The organism is Actinomyces sp. 432, from assembly GCF_009930875.1.
GTDB lineage: Bacteria > Actinomycetota > Actinomycetes > Actinomycetales > Actinomycetaceae > Actinomyces.
In genome coordinates, this window is sequence record NZ_CP025249.1 from 547,726 (window position 1) to 565,964 (window position 18,239).

Annotated in this window: 12 protein-coding genes, 1 tRNA gene, 2 pseudogenes and 2 riboswitches; of the genes and pseudogenes, 12 read left to right on the forward strand and 3 right to left on the reverse strand. The window is 70.6% G+C overall.

Annotated elements, in window-relative coordinates:
* Positions 1-84: 84 nt before the first annotated feature.
* The gene (locus CWT12_RS02255) at positions 85-2,277 is read right to left on the reverse strand and encodes a TPM domain-containing protein (RefSeq protein ID WP_161923544.1); all 2,193 of its coding nucleotides are present in this window, start codon (positions 2,275-2,277) and stop codon (positions 85-87) included.
* A 178-nt stretch (positions 2,278-2,455) separates the two neighbouring features.
* Between CWT12_RS02255 and CWT12_RS02260 the strand changes: the two genes are divergently transcribed.
* Positions 2,456-3,373 carry a type 1 glutamine amidotransferase gene (locus CWT12_RS02260; protein ID WP_161923545.1) on the forward strand — a complete coding sequence of 306 codons (918 nt, stop codon included), beginning with the start codon at positions 2,456-2,458 and terminating at the stop codon, positions 3,371-3,373.
* A 124-nt stretch (positions 3,374-3,497) separates the two neighbouring features.
* Here the strand turns inward: CWT12_RS02260 and CWT12_RS02265 are convergent, their stop codons facing one another.
* Both CWT12_RS02265 and CWT12_RS02270 read right to left on the reverse strand, forming a co-directional pair.
* The gene (locus CWT12_RS02265; protein ID WP_161923546.1) at positions 3,498-4,472 is read right to left on the reverse strand and encodes an NADP-dependent oxidoreductase; all 975 of its coding nucleotides are present in this window, start codon (positions 4,470-4,472) and stop codon (positions 3,498-3,500) included.
* 538 nt (positions 4,473-5,010) lie between these two features.
* Positions 5,011-6,722, reverse strand: a pseudogene (locus tag CWT12_RS02270) (DNA repair helicase XPB).
* A gap of 157 nt (positions 6,723-6,879) precedes the next feature.
* On the opposite strand from CWT12_RS02270, the gene CWT12_RS13715 reads away from it, so the two are divergent.
* The 11 genes and pseudogenes from CWT12_RS13715 (at position 6,880) to CWT12_RS02315 (ending at position 18,208) form a co-directional block, all read left to right on the forward strand.
* The gene (locus tag CWT12_RS13715; RefSeq protein WP_237564262.1) at positions 6,880-7,344 is read left to right on the forward strand and encodes a hypothetical protein; all 465 of its coding nucleotides are present in this window, start codon (positions 6,880-6,882) and stop codon (positions 7,342-7,344) included.
* A 5-nt stretch (positions 7,345-7,349) separates the two neighbouring features.
* Positions 7,350-7,667, forward strand: coding sequence for a hypothetical protein (locus CWT12_RS13720; RefSeq protein ID WP_237564263.1), 318 nt, complete (start codon positions 7,350-7,352; stop codon positions 7,665-7,667).
* Entirely contained in the window at positions 7,604-9,241 is a 1,638-nt protein-coding gene (locus CWT12_RS02275) for a helicase-associated domain-containing protein (protein ID WP_237564264.1), read from the forward strand. Before CWT12_RS13720 ends, CWT12_RS02275 begins: the two co-directional genes overlap by 64 nt.
* Positions 9,242-9,321: 80 nt before the next feature.
* Positions 9,322-10,575, forward strand: coding sequence for a DUF3027 domain-containing protein (locus tag CWT12_RS02280; protein ID WP_237564265.1), 1,254 nt, complete (start codon positions 9,322-9,324; stop codon positions 10,573-10,575).
* Between the two features lie 112 nt (positions 10,576-10,687).
* Positions 10,688-12,160: an NCS2 family permease gene (locus CWT12_RS02285; RefSeq protein WP_161923547.1), complete on the forward strand. Its 1,473-nt coding sequence runs from the start codon at positions 10,688-10,690 to the stop codon at positions 12,158-12,160.
* A gap of 186 nt (positions 12,161-12,346) precedes the next feature.
* Positions 12,347-13,674 (forward strand): annotated as a pseudogene (locus CWT12_RS02290) (MFS transporter).
* Between the two features lie 168 nt (positions 13,675-13,842).
* Positions 13,843-14,520 carry a metal-dependent transcriptional regulator gene (locus CWT12_RS02295; protein ID WP_161923548.1) on the forward strand — a complete coding sequence of 226 codons (678 nt, stop codon included), beginning with the start codon at positions 13,843-13,845 and terminating at the stop codon, positions 14,518-14,520.
* A gap of 176 nt (positions 14,521-14,696) precedes the next feature.
* Positions 14,697-14,842: riboswitch (cyclic di-AMP (ydaO/yuaA leader) on the forward strand.
* Between the two features lies 1 nt (position 14,843).
* The gene (locus CWT12_RS02300; protein WP_161923549.1) at positions 14,844-15,611 is read left to right on the forward strand and encodes a C40 family peptidase; all 768 of its coding nucleotides are present in this window, start codon (positions 14,844-14,846) and stop codon (positions 15,609-15,611) included.
* A gap of 367 nt (positions 15,612-15,978) precedes the next feature.
* Positions 15,979-16,130, forward strand: a riboswitch (cyclic di-AMP (ydaO/yuaA leader).
* A 5-nt stretch (positions 16,131-16,135) separates the two neighbouring features.
* Positions 16,136-16,939, forward strand: coding sequence for a C40 family peptidase (locus CWT12_RS02305; protein ID WP_161923550.1), 804 nt, complete (start codon positions 16,136-16,138; stop codon positions 16,937-16,939).
* 154 nt (positions 16,940-17,093) lie between these two features.
* Positions 17,094-18,035 (forward strand): universal stress protein, encoded by a 942-nt coding sequence (locus CWT12_RS02310; RefSeq protein ID WP_161923551.1) that lies wholly within the window; start codon positions 17,094-17,096, stop codon positions 18,033-18,035.
* Positions 18,036-18,135: 100 nt separating this feature from the next.
* Positions 18,136-18,208 (forward strand) — tRNA-Arg (locus tag CWT12_RS02315).
* Positions 18,209-18,239 lie beyond the last annotated feature (31 nt).

Below are 18,239 nucleotides of genomic sequence, written 5' to 3' on the forward strand. Positions count from 1 at the left end.
TTCACCGTGAGGATCACCGATCCGGTCAGGTCCCGGCCCATGGCGCTCAACGTGGCGGTTCGGCTTGCGGGTAGGGCGGTCGGCTCAGAAGCGGCCGCCGCCACCGCCGAAGCCGCCGCCACGGCCGCCCCCGAAGGAACCCCCTCCGCCGCCGCCGAAGCCGCCTCCGCGGCGGCCGCCAGGAGAGCCTCCTCGCGGGCCACTGAATCCACCACTGAATCCACCACTGAATCCGCCGCCGCGCGGCGGATGCGGCGGGCGCGGGCCCGTGCCCCAGCCGCCATAGTTGCGGCCGCCGCCCAGCAGGATGCCACCGAGCACCAGCGACCCCAGGTCGATGCCGCCCTGACTGGATGAGCCACCGGAGCCGGGGCCCCAGGAGCCGGACCGGCGCACGTCCGCCTCTGCCAGGGCCTGCGCCTGCGCCACCAGCGACTCCCCGGAGGCGACCTCGGCCAGCGCCGCCGCCGGGTCGGTGTTCTGCATGGAGGTGGCTGCGGCGGCGTGCCGGGAGGCCTCTGCCAGGGCGGTGCGCGCGGGAGAGCCGACGGCGCCGCGGTAGCTGGTGATGTAGGAGGTCACGGCGGAGATCTGTGAGTTGAGTCGACCCAGGCGCGACACCAGCGAGGCGCGGGCACGCGAGTCGTTCTCCTCCTTCGCCCGTGCCGGTGCCAGGGCGGCGTCAAGTGCCGACTCCGCGCGTTCCAGGTGGTCCAGGGCAGCCAGCGGGTCGCCGTCGGGATTTGCGGCAGCACGGCCCTGCGCTACCGCCGCCTCGGCGTCGGCCACCAGCGGCTGCAGCGATGCCGCGGGCACCTGTCCCGCCAGCCGCCGAGCATCCACCAGGTCGGCGGAGATGGAGGCGATAGCCGCCTCCAGGTCGGCGTCGGCCCGCTCCAGCCGCTCGCGCACACCGCTCACCTGCCCGGCCAGATCGCCCGCCTGGGCGATCGAGGCCTGGGCGATGCGCACCTGCTCGACGGCGGTGGACTGGTTGCCGGAGTCCACGCTGGCGCGGGCCTGGTCCAGCGCGGTTCGGCCCGCATCAACCAGCTTGCGGGCGCGCGCGGGCGCCTCGGAGACGGAGCTGAGCGCACTGTCCGGGTAACTGGCGTGCAGGGTGACCAGCAGCGTGTCGGCCGCGGTGATGGCCTGCTCCGCCTCGTCGGCCCGCTGGGCGGTCTCCGCAATGGAGCGGGGCAGGTTCTCCTCAATGCCGCGCCGCTCCTTGAAGGCCGCCTCCTGCGCCTGGATGGCGGCAGTGGCCTCGTCGCAGCGGGACAGGATCTCCTGGCACAGCTGCCGCTGGCGGGCCTCGTCCCCGGGGGCGTCGTCCAGCTGGCCGCGCAGCTCGAAGGCCCGTGCCACCTGCTCCTGGGCGGTGGCCAGGGCGGCGGTGAAGGCGTCGGTGGCGGACAGGCCGAACTGGGCCTGCGCGTAGGACAGCTCCTCGGCGGCCGAGCGCACGGCGTCGTCGGTGCTCACCAGGGTGGAGCCGGCGCGGGTGCGCAGCTGCTCCAGGGGCTCGGCGGGCTGGACGGCGTTGCCGGCGCCCTTCTTCCGCTTGCGGCTGCGGTTGTAGGCGACGGCGCCCACGGCGCCCGCGCCGAGGACGGCGACGCCCACCCCCAGGGCGGTGCCCGAGCTGCCCGAACTGGAGCCGGCGGCTTCCGCGATGGCGGTCACGGCGCCGTCGTAGTCCCCGCTCGACAGGGCCTGCCGGATGTCGCCACGTACGGACTCGAGCTTGGAGTCACTCCACACCGAGTCGTCGGCCGAGCCGCCGAAGGCGAAGCTGTTGGCGCCATCAGCGGGCAGATTGATCACCAGCAGCAGGTCGGTGGTGCCGAACCCGGAGGCTTCCCAGGCCTTGGCGGCGTACTGCTCGGCGGTCTGGGACTCATCGCTCATGGTGACGATCCACAGGCCAATGCCGTCCCCGGCCAACTGGTCGACCGCCTGCTGCGCCGCGTCGTCGTCGAGGATGCCGGCGTCGTCCGTGACATGGCTCGCGATGCGGGTCGAGACCTCGGCCGGGACGGTGCTAGCGGCGCGGCCGATGGAGGCAGCGGCGAAGGTGTGGGGCCCGGCCTGCGGTGCGGCGGTCGCCGTTGGTACGGCTGCGGTCGCGGCTATGCCGCCGAGCAGCGCGGCGCCTAGCACGATTCGGATGGCGCGGCGCGCAGCGGGCACGCTTGAGCGCGGCGCAGCTCCGCGGGCCCCGCGAAAGCCGCCGGAAGCGGTGGCGCCCGTGAACGGGCTTACATTTGATCGCATCGGGAACATCGTCCCCGGCGAGGAGGATGACGGCAAGCGGTTTCGCCCCTGGCACGTCAGTTCAGGTGACCCGGGGCGCAGCTCAACCGCCTCTGGGCGGGAGGAGACTGCGCGGCCAGCGGCCGGCACGTAAGGCCTCAGGTTTGCGCAGGCTGCGCTCGCGGCTTCAATAGTCCCCATGACCAAAGCCGCCGTTCCAGCCGCAGCGAGGGTTCTTCCCTCCGCCGCCGGCATGACCGTTACAGTGATTGAACCCGAGCCGCAGGCGCCCATCGGCCGCCTGCGCGAGTGGCTGACCGCGGAGGGCCTCACTGTGCGCATGGTGCGTCCCGAGGCCGGGGATCGGCTGCCGGACCTGGACGAGTTGGGCGACGGCCTGGTGGTGCTCGGCGGCCCCATGAGCGCCCACGCCGAGGCCGACCACCCCTGGATCGCCGCGCTGCGCGACCTGTTGCACAGCGTTGTAGAGGCGCAGGTGCCTGCCGTCGCCATCTGCCTGGGCGCCCAGATCGCCGCCGAGGCCATCGGCGGCGCTACCGCCGCTCCGTCGCCGCATGGCACCGAGCGCGGCGTCGTGGAGCTGGAGCTGACCGCGGACGCCTTCACCGACCCGCTGTTCTCGGAGATCGTCGACGAGTCCGTGCGCGCTGCCGTGCGTGCGGGCATCCCCACCCACGACGGCACCCGGCTGCCGGTGCTCGTCTCCCACGACGACGGCGTCGTGAGCCTGCCCGAGACGGCCACGCTGCTGGCGTCCTCCGCGGGCGCCCCGGTGCAGGCCTGGCGTGCCGGCCGTCTGCTGGCGCTCCAGCACCACCCGGAATCCACGCCCGAGCGAATGGAGCGCGTGGAGTCGCGCACAACCGCGTGGAAGCTGGGCGCGGTTGCCGACGTGGAGGAGCTGAGCCGCCTTTCCGACGCTGATCTTCCTGCCGAGGCGCTGGCCGCCGGCCGGCGCGTGCGCGCCGACGCGGAGCGGGCCGAGCCTGTGGTGCAGGCGTTTGGGCGGGCGCTCGCCCGCGTGCTGGCGCGTCAGGTCCGCGCGCATCGCCTGCGCAGCGCCTCTTCGGATGTTCGAGCCGATGTTGACGCCTGAGCTGATGTTGGCTAGCTGTTTCCGGGACCGGGTCGTTTGCGGCAAGACAGGTTGACGCTCACGGCGCGGCCTTCTCGTCGTTCTCGTGCCGAGTCCGTGACGCGCGCGCTCGGGTGCCGGCCGGTCAGCTGATGTCGACGAGGACCTTGCCTTCTCCGTGCCCGGTCTCGACCAGGGCGTGTGCCTGGGCGATCTCGCCCAGGGGGAAGCGGGCCCGGATCACCGGGTTCAGCAGGCCAGCATCGACCAGCGCGGCTACCTGGTCCAGCGCCGTCCGGCTGGGCTTGACTGACAGGAACACGATGCTCGGCCCGGGAAGGATCTTGCTGATGACGCTCGCGGCGATGCCGGCGGGTGAGGTTGTGACCATCCGGCCCGTGCGTGCGAGCGTACGGCGCAGGGCCCACAGGCTCTGGCCGGTTGTGTCGAGGACCGCGTCGTAGTGGCCGGTAAGCCCGGACCACTGGGCCGGGTCGGGATCGAACCGGGACTCGGCGCCGAGCTGCTGAAGCAGCGCCTCGTGGGGCGCCGAGCTGATGGTGTCCACGATCGCTCCGCGCGCGCGGGCCACCTGGACCGCGGCGCTGCCTACGCCACCGGCCCCACCCACTACCAGCAGGCGGGAGCCCTCCCTGACTTTCAGCTCCTCCAGCGCCTGCCATGCCGTCACGGACACCAGGGGGAGCGCAGCCAGGTCGGCAAGCTCGTGAGAGGCCGGAGCTGGAGCTGCCAGGTCAGCGGATACGGCGATCTGGGTGGCGGCGGTGCCGTGCTTACCGAGTTGGTCCGTGCCCAGAAACCCCCACACCCGCTGCCCGGGGGAGAAGTCAGAGACCTGCTGGCCAACATCGGTTACCTCACCGCTGAAATCCAGCCCGGTTGGCTGGGGCAGGTGGCGACCGGTCATGAACTTGCTCTGCCCAGCTCGGGCGCTGGTGTCGATTCGGTTTACGCTAATCGCGGCGACCCTGACGACAAGCTCGCCCTGTCCCGCCGACGGGGCAGGGCCGTCGACGACGCTCAGCACCTCGGCCGGGCCGAAGCGTTCGTACTGGGCGGCCACGATGGTGCCGCCGTCTGTGCCAGGTTGGGCAGCCATGTTCTTCTCCTAGTGAGATGTGGGTGAAAGTGGCTGGACGAGCTCGTGGTTGGGCAGCCGCCTAGCTATGGACGCTCCTCCACGCGCCGACGCAGCCTGACTGAGATGCACTCGGCCCTGCAGGTGACCTGCCATCGGCTGCGGGTGCCACGATGCCCCTGCGGAAGGCCGCGCAGCGCCAACCTGCCCCGCGCCCGCGCGTCAAGGGTCCCAAAAGTGACCATCTCTCGCCACTTTCCCCCGACACGTCCCGGCAGCCGCCCGCTCGTAGCGGAGTATTCCGCATTCTGGCGCCACATGCTTGTAGCGCTCCCCGCGGCCGATTCTTCAAAGTGGCGAGAGATGGACACTTTTAGCGCAGCGTGCCCCTGAACTGAGTCCAAATTGGGGTCCGGGACAACAGGCACGCTTCCTGGCAGGCAGCAGGAGGCGGTCACCGGTTTGCCAAGAGGCGTAGCCGACCGTTCCGCACACGCCCTCACACCGTCGGGCAAACCAGCACCCACCACACCCACAAACCAGAGGAGCCCCGTAACGGTTACCTGAGGTCACGCAGCCCTTCCAGGTCCTCGGCGTCTACGACCTCGTAGGCATAGCCCTGCTCGGCGAGGAAGCGCTGCCGGTGCGCGGCGAACTCCTGGTCCACCGTGTCCCGGGCAACCACCGTGTAGAAGTGCGCCTGCCGCCCATCTTCCTTGGGACGCACGATCCGTCCCAGCCGCTGCGCCTCCTCCTGCCGCGATCCGAAGGAGCCAGACACCTGCACCGCCACCGAGGCGCCGGGCAGGTCGATGGAGAAGTTGGCAACCTTGGAGACCACCAGCGTGCTCACCTCCCCGGAGCGGAAGGCGTCGTAAAGGCGCTGGCGCTCGCGCACCGTGGTCGACCCGGTAATCAGCGGCGCCCCAGGTGCTCGGCCAGCTCCTCCAACTGGTCCACGTACTGGCCGATCACCAGCGTCGACTCCCCGGCGTGCCGGGCCAGCAGGCCCTCGACAATCCGCAGCTTCGCCGGCGTGGATGCGGCCAGCCGGTAGCGCTCGTCGGCCTCTGCGGTGGCGTAGGTCATCCGCTCCCCGGCATCCAGGGTGAGTCGCACCTCCGTGCACACGGCCGGGGCGATCCAGCCCTGGTGCTCCAGGTCCTTCCAGGGGGCGTCGTAGCGCTTGGGGCCGATCAGCGAGAACACCTCATCCTCGCGTCCATCCTCCCGCACCAGCGTGGCCGTCAGCCCCAGCCGGCGGCGCGCCTGCAGATCCGCCGTCATGCGGAAGATCGGGGCGGGCAGCAGGTGCACCTCGTCGTAGACGATCAGCCCCCAGTCGCGGGCGTCCAGCAGGTCCAGGTGCGGGTAGATGCCCTTCCGCTTGGTGGTCAGCACCTGGTAGGTGGCGATCGTGACCGGGCGGATCTCCTTGCGCGAGCCGGAGTACTCGCCGATCTCATCCTCGGTCAGGGAGGTGAAGCGCAGCAGCTCCTGCTTCCACTGGCGCGCCGAGACGGCGTTGGTCACCAGGATCAGCGTGGTGGTGGAGGAGCGGGCCATAGCGGCCGCCCCCACCAGGGTCTTGCCGGCCCCGCACGGCAGCACTACGACGCCGGAGCCTCCCGCCCAGAAGGCGTCCACCGCCTGGGCCTGGTAGGGGCGCAGGGCGAAGGCGCCCTCGACTCCCGCCGCCACGTCCTCCGCGGAGTCCTTGAGCGTGATCGGGTGCGCCTCGCCATCGACGTAACCGGCCAGGTCCTCCGCCGGCCATCCCAGCTTGATCAGCTCCTGCTTGAGGTGCCCGCGCTCGGAGGGGTGCACCACCATGTCCGCGTCGCCCAGCCGCGCCCCCAGCAGGCCCTTGGTGCGCTTGGAGCGCATGACCTCCGCCAGGACGGGGGCGTCCGTGGCGTGCAGCACCAGCCCGTGTGCCGGGTCGGTCACCAGCTGCAGCCGACCGTAGCGCCCCATGGTCTCGGCGATCTCCGTCAGCAGCGAATGCGGCACCGGGAACCGGGAGTAGGTGATGAGGACGTGGACCACCGTCTCCGCGTCCAGGCCGGCAGCGCGCGCATTCCACAGGGCCAGCGGCGTAATCCGGTAGGTGTGAATGTGCTCGGGGGCGCGCTCGAGCTCGGCGAAGGGTGCGATGGCGCGGCGGGCGTCGGCGGCGTCGGGGTGGGCGACCTCCAGCAGGACGGTCTTGTCGCTCTGGACGATCAGGGGGCCGTCGGGCAGGGCGGGGGAGCGGCGGGAGTCTGGCATGGCGGGAGTATCGCAAGGGCGCGGCGTCCGGCGCCGTGACGCAGCAGACGCCTTCACCGGCAGCGGAGCGACGCCTGCGGCCCGCTCCGGGCGAAACTGTCTAAGAACAGCATGATCCCGAGCGATTCGGCGGTCTGCCGACGGTAGATTAAAGCGGATGAGCACGCAGCATCCGGGCGCCGGGCGGCCCGCGCCCGCGGCCGGCGCCACGGCCGAGCAGCTGGCCGCCCACTTGACGGCCCTGCCTGACCGCGACGTCGCCGCCCTCCTTGCCGCCCGCCCCGACCTGGTCTCCCCGCCCTCTTCATCGTTTACGGCCCTCGCTGCCCGTGCCGGCGCCCGCCCCAGCGTCGAGACTGCTCTGCGTGACCTGGACTCCGTCACCGTGGCTGTTGCCGAGGCGGCAGTAGCCCTGAGCTCAACCGATCCCGTGCTTCTTGGCCACGCCCTGTGGCTCAGCGCCAATGACGTCGCCGCCCGCCTGGCCGTGCTGACCCGACTGGCCCTGGTCATACAGGCTGGCCCCGTGCCTGGGCTCGTGGACGCATTCGGCCCGTACCCGTTCGGGCTCGGGCCGTGGGCCGGCGGCCCGCTCACCGAAGATCAGCTTCCGCCCCGCTGACCGACTTGGAGCAGCAGGCGCAGGACGATCCGAGCATTGCCGTGCTCAAGGCGCTGGCCTGGGGCCCGCCGGTCGGCACCCTCGGCGCCGGGCACCGGTCCGCCGGCGCCTCCGAGCTGGTGGCGCGCGGCTGGCTGGAACGCAGTTCCGACTCGGCCGGGCGCACGCGCTTCATCCTGCCGCGTGAAGTCGGCCTAGCCCTGCGCGGGGGCGCCTGGTCCGCACGCCGCTGGTGGCCCCGGGCAGTGACGATTTGGACGTGCTGGCCCCGGAGGCCATCGCTGCCGAGGCCACCAGTCACGCGGAGGAGGTGGTTCGCCTGACCCGCGAGCTGCTGACCGAGTGGGGGCGCGAAGGCGGCCAGATACTGCGCACCGGTGGCGTGGGCGTGCGCGCGCTCGACCGCACCGCCGCCGCCCTAGGGCTGGAGCGCACCGCGGCCGCCACCATCATCGAGCTCGCCGCAGCGGCGGACTTGCTCGGCCTGGACGAGGCCGGCGCCGCCTGGGTACCCGCAAGCACGGCATCCGCGTGGCTGGAGGCAGAGCTGCCCGAGCAGTGGGCAGCGCTCGCGGTCGGCTGGGCCGCCTCGGCGCGCACTCCCTGGCTGGTCGGTACTCGCTCCGACGACGGCGTCCTAAGGCCGGTTCTGGGCACCGACGTGGAGGCCGCCTGGGCGGGCAGGCTCCGGCGCCGCATCCTCACGCTGCTCGCATCACTGCCCGAGGGAACCGCCGTGGACGCGCCGTGGGTGCGCGATGCGCTCACCTTCGCCCGTCCCCGCCGCCAAATCCCCGACGGGGCCGTTACGGCCGTGCTTGCCGAGGCGGAATTGCTCGGCCTGACCGGCGGCGGAGCGCTCAGCCGCGCCGGAGGGGTCCTCGCCTCCTCGTCGCAGGTTCCAGCGGTGGGGGACACCGACGCCGCTGACGCGGCCCCCACCGATGAGACGGCCCCGCCGGCGGAGACCAATGGGCAGGTGCTGGCGGCACTCGAGCACGCTTTGGCTGCGGACCTGCCCGCCGACGTTGGCATCCTCCTGGTGCAGTCTGACCTGACCGCGATCGTCCCCGGCCGTCCCAGCCGCGCCCTCACCCAGGCCCTGGAACGAAGCAGCGTGGTGGAGTCGCGCGGCGGTGCGCTGACGGTCCGCTTCACCCCCGAGTCAGTGCGTCGCGCCCTGGATGCCGGCTGGTCTGCCGAAGAGCTGGTCCAGAGGTTGTCCCGGTTCAGCCCCAGTCCGCTGCCCAGCGCGTTGCGGGTCCTGATCGATGATGCCGCCCGCCGTCACGGCGCGGTGCGCGTGCGCGAGGTCGCCAGTGTCCTGCGCGTGGCTGATGCTGCCGTGGCCGCGGGGATCGTCGCCGACGCCGCGCTCAAGCACCTTGGATTGGATGAGGTGGCGCCCGGTGTCATTGTGTCCGCGGCGCCCGCCGGGGTGGTGCTGCGCGAGTTGCGTGCCACCGGGCTGGCCCCGGTGCTGGAGGATGGGCAGGGTCGGCTGTTGGTCTCCGAGCGTGCCGGTGTTGGCCGCCGGGCTCCCGCCCCGGCACCGGCGCGCCCGGGAAATGAGCACGCGGTCAGCCGCCGCCGTCCCGGACGCCGTGAGCTGGCCGCCCTGGTCGGCCGCCTGCGCGCGGGGGAGGAGGCGCGCCGCACCTCGGATGGCGGCGCGGCGGCTGCCACCGACCCGGTGTATGCGTTGGCACTGCTGCGTCAGGCGCGGGCCTCGCGGGCGCGGGTGCGGCTGCGCCTGGCCGGTTCCGACGGCACCCAGCAGGAGCGCACCGTGCGGGTGCTCGCCGTAGAACCCGGCCGGGTGCGCCTGGCCGACCTGGTACGGGAGACCGAGCTGACCGTCGCCGTCCACCGGATCGTCACGCTCGAAATCCTCTGAAGAGCCCGTGGCCGCGGCCTCTGCTGCGCCGGGACCCGGCGGAGGCAGCCGGGGCTGGACCTGCCGCTTACACTGGAACCGTGATTGACGCAGCGACTCAGACGTCGAAGAGCCCGGCGAGCGGAGCAACAGCGCCTGCGGATGCGGCCGCGGCAAGCGCCCGCCCGGGCGCCCTGCCGACGGCGGCGCAGCGTGCAGCCGCCGCCAAGGACAAGGTCCTGACCTCCAAGGCAGCGATCGAGGCCGCCCGGGCCGCACTGGGTGAGATCACCGAACCGGTCAGCGTCGGCCAGTACGCCGCCTCTCGTCAGCTGGACAAGCGGCTGATCACCCACCTGTTCGAATGCAACCTCGCCGGCTACCGCGGTTGGCGCTGGGCCGTAACCATGACCCGCCCGCCCCGCGGACGCACCGCCACCATCTGTGAACTGGAGCTGCTGCCCGGAGAGGACGCCCTGCTCGCCCCCGCCTGGGTGCCGTGGGCGGACCGGCTGCAGCCCGGGGATGCCTCCCGCTCCGACCGGCTGCCCCGGCGCGAGACCGATGAGCGGCTCGAGCCGGGCTGGGAGGCCACCGGTGACGAGGGGGACGCCGTCGCCCTGGACGAGCTCGACCTGGGGCGCGCCCGCGTGCTGTCCGCCGAGGGCTACCGCCGCGCCGCCCAGCGCTGGTACGACGGCGACCACGGCCCCGACGCCGATGGCGTGCGCAAGGCCCACGCCACCTGTGCCACCTGCGGCTTCCTGCTGCCGATGGCCGGGCGCCTGCGCAATACCTTCGGCGTGTGCGCCAACGAGTGGGCCGCCGATGACGGCCGCGTCGTCTCCCTGGACCACGGCTGCGGCGCCCACTCGGAAACCGACCTGCCCGATCAGGGCCCGGAATGGCCCGTCGCGCCCTCGCGCCTGGACGACGCCGCCATGGAGCAGCTGGGCACCAACGGCACGGACCTGCGCGGCGGGCGCAGCCGCGCCGAGCTCAGCGACCAGGAGGCGGCACCGCAGGACCAGCCCGCAGCCGATCAGACCGAGGCCCCGGAGGCCACCATCTCCTCCCGGCCCACCGCGAAGGCCGCACGCGACTCCCGTGAGTCGGTTGCCGCGCGGGACTCCGCGGCGGAGTCGACGGCCCCTGACCCGTCCCCGGCCCAGTCGCCGGAGGAGCCGGGGCAGGAGCCGGAGGCCACGGCGGCCTCGCGGCGCGCCGCTTCAGCTCGCGACGCCGTCGCCGACCTGGCCCGCGAACAGCACTCCCACCACGACGCCGCCGCCCAGCCAAACGCCGCAGCCGACGCCCTGGCTGCGCTTGAGGCCTCGCTGCCGAAGCGTTCTTGAGCCCTCCGGCGCCCGTCGGAGGCTGGTCCGGCCTGCGGGGCGGCCCTGTCCGGTGTCCCAAGAGGCGACCTGGGTTTCCAGGTTGCGGCTGCGTCTGGGACAATCACGCCACGTGACCACACATACCCCAGCTCCCACAACGTCAGCAGCGGCCGGGGCGGCGGATTCCCGCAACGCGATCGACCGCTTCTTCCACATAACCGAGCGCGGCTCCACGGTGGCGCGTGAAGTGCGTGGCGGCATCGTCACGTTCTTCACGATGGCCTACATCCTGGTGCTGAACCCGCTGGTGCTGTCCACACCGCACGAGGGGATCGCCCCGCTGGGCACGCCCGAGCAGATTGCCGCCGGCACCGCATTCATCGCAGGCATCATCACGATCCTCATGGGCCTGCTGGCCAACTACCCCATGGCGCTGGCCGCCGGCCTGGGTATCAACGCGATGATCGCCTACACCCTGGTCGGCATGAACGGCATGACCTACGCCGACGCCATGGGCCTGGTGGTGATTGAGGGAGTCATCATCCTGCTACTGGTGCTTACCGGCTTCCGCGAGGCGGTGTTCAAGGCCGTCCCGGCGGACATCAAGACCGCCATCTCGGTGGGCATCGGCCTGTTCATCGCCCTGATCGGCCTGGTGGACGCCAAGGTCGTCCGCGCCGGCGGCACCCCGCTGGAGCTCGGCCTGGGCGGCTCCCTGCAGGGCTGGCCGGTGCTGGTGTTCCTGTTTGGACTGTTCCTGATCCTGGTGCTGCACGTGCGCAAGGTGCGCGGCTCCATCCTCATCGGCATCGTCGCCTCCACCATCCTGGCGGCCCTTATCGAGGCCTTCGCGCACCTGGGGGCATTCGACGCGGAGACCAACCCCACCGGCTGGTCGCTGTCCATCCCCGCCCTGGAGGGCGCCCCCGTCGAGTTGCCGAGCCTGGCCACGCTCGGCCAGTTCAGCCTTCTCGGCAGCGTGGAGAAGGTCGGCGTCGTCTCCGTGGTGCTGCTGGTCTTCTCCCTCATGCTCGCCGACTTCTTCGACACCATGGGCACCATGGTTGCCATTGGCGCGGAGGGTGACCTGCTGGATGAGAACGGCAACCCGCCGCACACCCGCGAGATCCTCGTCGTCGACTCCCTGGGCGCGATCGCGGGCGGCGCCGGCGGCGTCTCCTCCAACACCTCCTACATCGAGTCGGCTGCGGGCGTCGGTGAGGGCGCTCGCACCGGCCTGGCCTCAATCGTCACCGGGGTGCTGTTCCTGGCCAGCATGTTCATCGCCCCGGTCGTCTCCATGGTGCCTTACGAGGCGGCCACCCCGGCGCTGGTGGTCGTCGGCTTCCTGATGATGACCCAGGTGACGGATATCGACTGGAAGACCCCGGAGATCGCCCTGCCGGCCTTCATCACCATAATCATGATGCCGTTCTCCTACTCCATCACCAACGGCATTGGCGCGGGCTTCGTCTCCTACCTGGTAGTCCAGATGGCACGCGGCCGGGTCAAGGACATCCACCCGCTGATGTGGGTCGCCTCGGTGCTGTTCGTCATCTACTTCACGCTCGAGCCCATCAAGGCGATCCTGGGCGTGGGCTGACGGCCGGTGCCGGGCACCGGGCGAGCGCCCGGCGCGCATGGGGCGGGGGCGACGACGCGGCTACGGTCACGTCGTCGCCCCTGTCTGTGCTTGGTGTACAGACGTACAATTGACCGCTTCCAAAAATGCGCGCATCCCAGCGGGTGCGCCCGTCGTCACACATTCCACCGGAGTGAACTCCCCACCGTGAGCAACACCTTTGAGTCGCTTAAGTTCCACAACTATCGGATCTGGTTCTTCGCCGCGCTGGTTGCCAACACCGGCACGTGGATGCAGCGGGTGGCCCAGGACTGGCTGGTGCTGCGGATCCTGACTGATGACTCAGCCTCCGCCACGGGTATTACGACGGCGCTCCAGTTCCTGCCGGCCATGCTGTTCAGCGCCCATGCCGGGCTGATTGCGGACCGGGTGGACCAGCGCAAGTTCTTGATGGTTACCCAGTCAGCCATGGGGGCGGTGTCCCTGGCACTGGCGGTAGACGTCCTAGCCGGCCACGCGGCGCTGTGGCATGTGTACCTGGCTGCCTTCGCGACCGGACTCGGATCCGCCTATGACGCCCCGGCGCGCCAGATCTTCGTAGCCCGCATGGTGCCTGCGGAGAACCTGGCCAACGCCGTCGGGCTGAACTCCGCGTCCTTCAATGCCGCCCGGCTACTGGGCCCGGCGGCCAGCGGACTGGTAATCGCCTGGGTCGGGCCGGGCTGGGTGTTCCTCGTAAACGCCCTGACCTTCCTGTTCCCGGCGCTGGCGCTGGCCACCATGCGCCTGTCCGAGTTGTACGACGTACCGCGTGCCAAGCGCGCCAAGGGGCAGCTGCGGGCCGGCCTGGCCTATATCCGCCACCGCACGGACATCATCGTCATTATCGCGATCATTTCGGTCGTCTCCATGTTCACCCTCAACTTCCAGGTGACCATGGCCGCGATGGTGCGCTCGACCTTTGATATGGAGTCCGATGCCTACGGCACCGTCTCCTCAGTCTTCGCGGTCGGCTCCCTGGCGGGAGCGCTGTGGGCGGCACGCCGGAAGTCGCCGCGGGTGCGCACCCTGGTGGTGGCCTCCTTCTTCCTGGGGTGTTCACGATCCTGATGGCGCTTGCGCCCAGCTATGAGCTGTTCGCGGCCTCCACGATCCCGGTGGGGCTGTGCGTGCTTACGGTGCTCACCAGCGCCAACCAGACCGTCCAGCTGAATACGGAGCCCGCGATGCGCGGGCGGGTGATGAGCATTTACATGATGTTCTTCCTCGGCACCACGCCGATCGGGGCTCCGGTCATGGGGTGGGTGTCGGACCAGTGGGGGCCTCGCATCTCGATTCTGGCCGGTGGTGTGGCCGCGATCCTCGCATCCGTGGCCGCCGGCATCTGGGCGCGGCGCCACTGGCACATCGACTTCGCCTATTCCTCCACCCGCCCCTTCCTGACCACGGTCGGCCCGCGCGAGCGCGCCGGCCTGGCCGGGGGAGGAGGGGGCGAGCAGGCGGCTGCCGACGGCGCGCCGGACTCGCGCGAGTGAAACGGCTCGCCCGGCGTCGTCCACAGTGCCCGCGCGCCTAGGGCGGCGCCCAGTGGGTGGTGGCTCAGCGAGACGTCGATATCCTGTTTGGACACGCGTGCACGTCCCACAGCCGGGCTGCTGCCGGGGCATGCGGCATTGGGTAGCGACCATCGGAGGAGACACCAGATGAGTGAGCTGATCGACACCACCGAGATGTACCTGAAGTCCGTGTACGAGCTTGAGGAAGATGGCGTACTTCCGCTGCGCGCGCGGATTGTGGAGCGGTTGGGGCACTCCGGCCCAACCGTGTCGCAGACGGTTGCCCGCATGGAGCGTAGCGGGCTTATCTGGGTCGCTGATGACCGCTCCCTGCAACTGACAGATGAGGGTCGGCGACGTGCCACCGAGGTTATTCGCAAACACCGCCTTGCTGAAAGGCTGTTGCTGGATGTGGTCGGAGTAGACCGCAGGCTCGTACATGACGAGGCTTGCCGGTGGGAGCACGTAATGAGCGAGCAGGTCGAGGACCGCCTGGCGGCGATACTCGATGACATCTCGACCGACCCCTTCGGCAATCCGATTCCGGAGCGGGTTCCCACGCTTCCTTCGCCTGCTGCGGCTGAGATCAGCGCCGAGCGGCTGGTTCGCGATGGTCGCTCCGACGCTGTCATTACGCGTGTAGGCGAGCCGATCCAGGCCGATGTAGAGCTGATCGCCCGGTTCGAGGATGCCGATCTGCATGCCGGCACACCGGTGCGGCTGACATCCACCGTCGGAGGCATTCGGGTTGCTCGTCAGGATGATGAGTCGGCCTCGGCACTGCTGCAGGGCTCCCTCACCCGCCACCTGTTCCTGAAGCGTTGATACCGCGGGCGAAGTACTCGCATGCGCTCTCCTTGCGTGGGGGATTCCACAGCCTTGAGGGTGGGGAGAAGTGTCCATTGACGCGGGAACTCCACTACCTTGGAGTCCGCGTTCGGCAATCCGACCGTGGAGAGGCCCGCAGAGCCCAAGCCTGCCGGTGCGAGCCCTCCCCTCCCAGCGATCTTTTTCGGCAGGCCCGGGGGAACCACTTTTCCGGCCGCAGCCACTCGGTGGCGGCCTCGGGGTGAAGCCCGCGTGACGCGGGCCGGGCCTCTCCCGCCCGAACCCGACAGCTAACCTCGGCGGCTCACTAGGAGAATTAATTGACTACAAACGTCAAGGCTCGTCACCGCAAGGCTGCTCGCCCGCTGACCCCGTTGACGGATGCTGCTCCGGTTGCACGTCGGGGACTTGCTGTAGCCGCAAGCTCCGGCCTGGCGCTGACCATGATCGCCTCCGGTGCGAACGCCGCCGGAGACGACGACGCCATCAGTGAGTCCGCCGGCGCCCTCGGGGAAGCCGGCGTAGCCGTACTGGCTAGTGATGCGCGCGAGGTTGTGACCACGAACGCGGCGATTGCGGCAGCTTCGGATGCCGCCTGGGGCTCCGACATAACCGAGGTCGACGCTGTTACCGCCGCCGCCCCGGTCGTTGAGGAGGAAGCCGACGAGGAGGCGGACTCCTCCGCCGACGCAACCGCGGACTCCGAGGCCACGCAGGCCGATGAGGCGGCCGCCGCAAGCGCTCCCGCCGGGCAGGGCACCTCCGGGCAGGGCATGGTCGCGCTGGCCATGCAGTACGTCGGAACCCCCTACGTCTGGGGCGCGTCAGGCCCGTCCGCCTTCGACTGCTCCGGTCTGGTGTCCTACGTCTACGGCCAGTACGGGATCTCCATCCCGCACCAGTCGGGCCAGATCCGCGCGGTCGGCACCCCGATCTCAGCGGCAGAGGCACGGCCCGGCGACATCCTGTGGTGGTCCGGACACGTGGCCCTCTACGCGGGCGACGGCATGATGGTTGACGCCTCCCCGTCCACAGGCGTGTCCTACCACGCCGTCTACTCGGGAGCCACCTACCTGCGCGTGGGCTGACTCGCCGTTCCCCCTGAGGCCTCCCTGGGCCTGAGGCGGCTGCATCATTCGCGTATTCACGTACGCGTCGGCCTCCGGTGCCGCCCCGCTCCTAAGCTCTCAGGAGCGGGGCGCCTGCGTTCATGCGTGAACTCTGCATGTGGCTCGACTCGGCAACCGAGTGGGTCTAGCTGCGCCTGGCCAGGCTGGAGCACGCGAACCCTCGCCGTGCCTGGTCAACCGCCGCAAGCAGCATGTGCCACTTGTCACGGCGATGTGTGTGATCTCCCCGTGACGGCTACCGGCGACCTCGGGTAACGTATCCACCGTTGCGGAGCTCAAAGGGCCGCAGCACCGGGGACGGGGCTCAATCCTGCCGCTTGCCCCCGGTTGTCATATCCCACATACATGGCAGGAACGGGGGAACCAAACGCGGCTTCGGCCCCCGCCGGAGCCTTGGGGTGAAGCCCGCGCGACGCGGGCCGGGCGTCTCCAGTCCGAACCCGACAGCTCACCTCGTAGGCATCTCAGAGGAGAACCACTACATGACAACAAGCACCTCGGCTCGGCATCGCAAGGCTGCTCGCCCGCTGACCCCGATGACCTCTGTGGCCCCGGTTGCCCGTCGCGGCTTCGCCGTTGCTGCATCCTCAGGCCTCGCGCTGGGCATGATCGCCTCCGGCGCCTCCGCTGCAAACACCAACGAGGCCGCACAGTCCGCCGGCTCGCTCGAGACTCAGGGAGTGGGGGCGCTCGCCGCTGAGGCGCGCACCGTGGTCTCCACCAACGAGTCCGTGCAGGTCGCCGCCTCCGTCGTCGTGCCCAACGACGTCGAGACCGTTGACGCCCCGACTGCCGAGGCCCCCGTCGTTGAGGTCGAGGAAGAGCCGGAGCCGGAGGCCACTGCTGAAGCGGATGCGGTAGTCGAGACCGCTAACGCGGCTGCCGCTGACACGGACACCACGGCGGAGGCCGCGGCCACGACCACCGCAAGCCCCGCTGCGGCGAACCCCTCGGGTTCCTCGGTAGTCTCCATCGCCATGCAGTACACGGGCATGGCTTACATCTGGGGCTCCAACTCCCCGGCTAACGGCGGATTCGACTGCTCCGGCCTGGTCCAGTACGTCTACTCCCAGGTCGGCATCTCCCTGCCCCGCACTTCTTACGCGCAGGGCGCCTCCGGCACGGTCGTGTCCGCCGCGCAGGCGCAGCCGGGTGACATCGTCTACTACGGCGGCCACGTCGGCATCTACGCCGGTGGCGGCATGATGATTGACGCGGGGACGCCGGCGACCGGCGTGTCCTACCGCGCGGTCTACGGTTCGCCGCAGTACGTGCGCGTGGGCTGAGCTAGCAGCTGACTCGCTCCACCTTGTGGGGCGGCCGGTCACCGTGCCGGCCGCCCCCACATGCTATTTTCAAAACGTGGTTTGGAACACGCTCGCCCACGGGGCAAAATGAGTGTGGTCGAGTTACAGGCGCTCGCAGAAAGGGGCACAACCCATGGCTGAAGACAAGGTCGTCCTCGTCGGAGTTGACGGCTCACCCGAATCCCTGGAGGCGGTCGACTGGGCGGTCGACCGCGCCGCCTGCAACGGCTGGCGCGTTCACATCCTGTGCGCCTACTCCCTCCCGTCCTTTACTACGGCCTCCCTTGACGGGGGGTACGCCGCACTGGACGACTCCGCAGTACGTGCCGGTGCCGAGGCCGTGGTCAACGAGGCGGTGGCACGTACGCAGGACCGGGGCGTGACCGTGACCAGCTCACTGGAAACCGGTGACCCCGCCGGGGTGCTGGTCGACTTGTCCGCGGATGCAGCCCTCGCCGTCGTTGGTACCCGCGGGGGCGGCGGCTTCGCCGACCGGCTGCTTGGGACCGTGTCCTCCGCCCTGCCCGCCCACAGCCACTGCCCGGCGGTGGTCGTGCCGCGGCACACGGAAGGTTCCGCCTTCACCCCGGTCAGGCGCATCGTAGTTGGCGTGGACGGCTCGGACTCGGCCCGCAAGGCTCTGAAGTGGGCGGTGCGCGAGGCTGACGCCTGGGGTGCTGAGCTGACGGCGATTGCGGCCGTCCCCATGGCCTCCGGCGCCGGGGCGCTTGCTTGGCTGCCCGCCGCCGTGGACCGTGAGCAGGTGCTGACCGACGTGCGCTCCGGCTTGGACCGGGCCATCGCCGAGGCCACCGAGGGGTACCCCGACGTGGTGGTGCGGCGCCACGCGCTGGACGGAAACGCAGCTGAACTCATGTCTGAGTTCTCCACCGCCGTCGACCTGGTGGTGGTCGGGTCCCGCGGCCGCGGCGGCTTCTCCGGTCTGCTGCTCGGTTCGGTCAGCCAGGCGGTACTGTCGCACGCCTCCTGTCCCGTCATGGTGGTTCCGGCCCGTACCCGGGATGAGGACGTCCGGGTCGGCCGTAACCAGACGATTCCCTGGTCGCGGGCCTGAGCGCCGCCGGAAGGGGTGCGGCTGGAGCGGAGGCCTCCGGCCGCACCCCGACGGTACTCACCGCCGTACGATCAGGTAGGATCGCAGCCGTCCTCAGCCGGCCCTCGTAGCTCAGGGGATAGAGCACCGCTCTCCTAAAGCGGGTGTCGCGCGTTCGAATCGCGCCGGGGGCACTCGAATGCAACCAATGTTCCGGCATGCTAG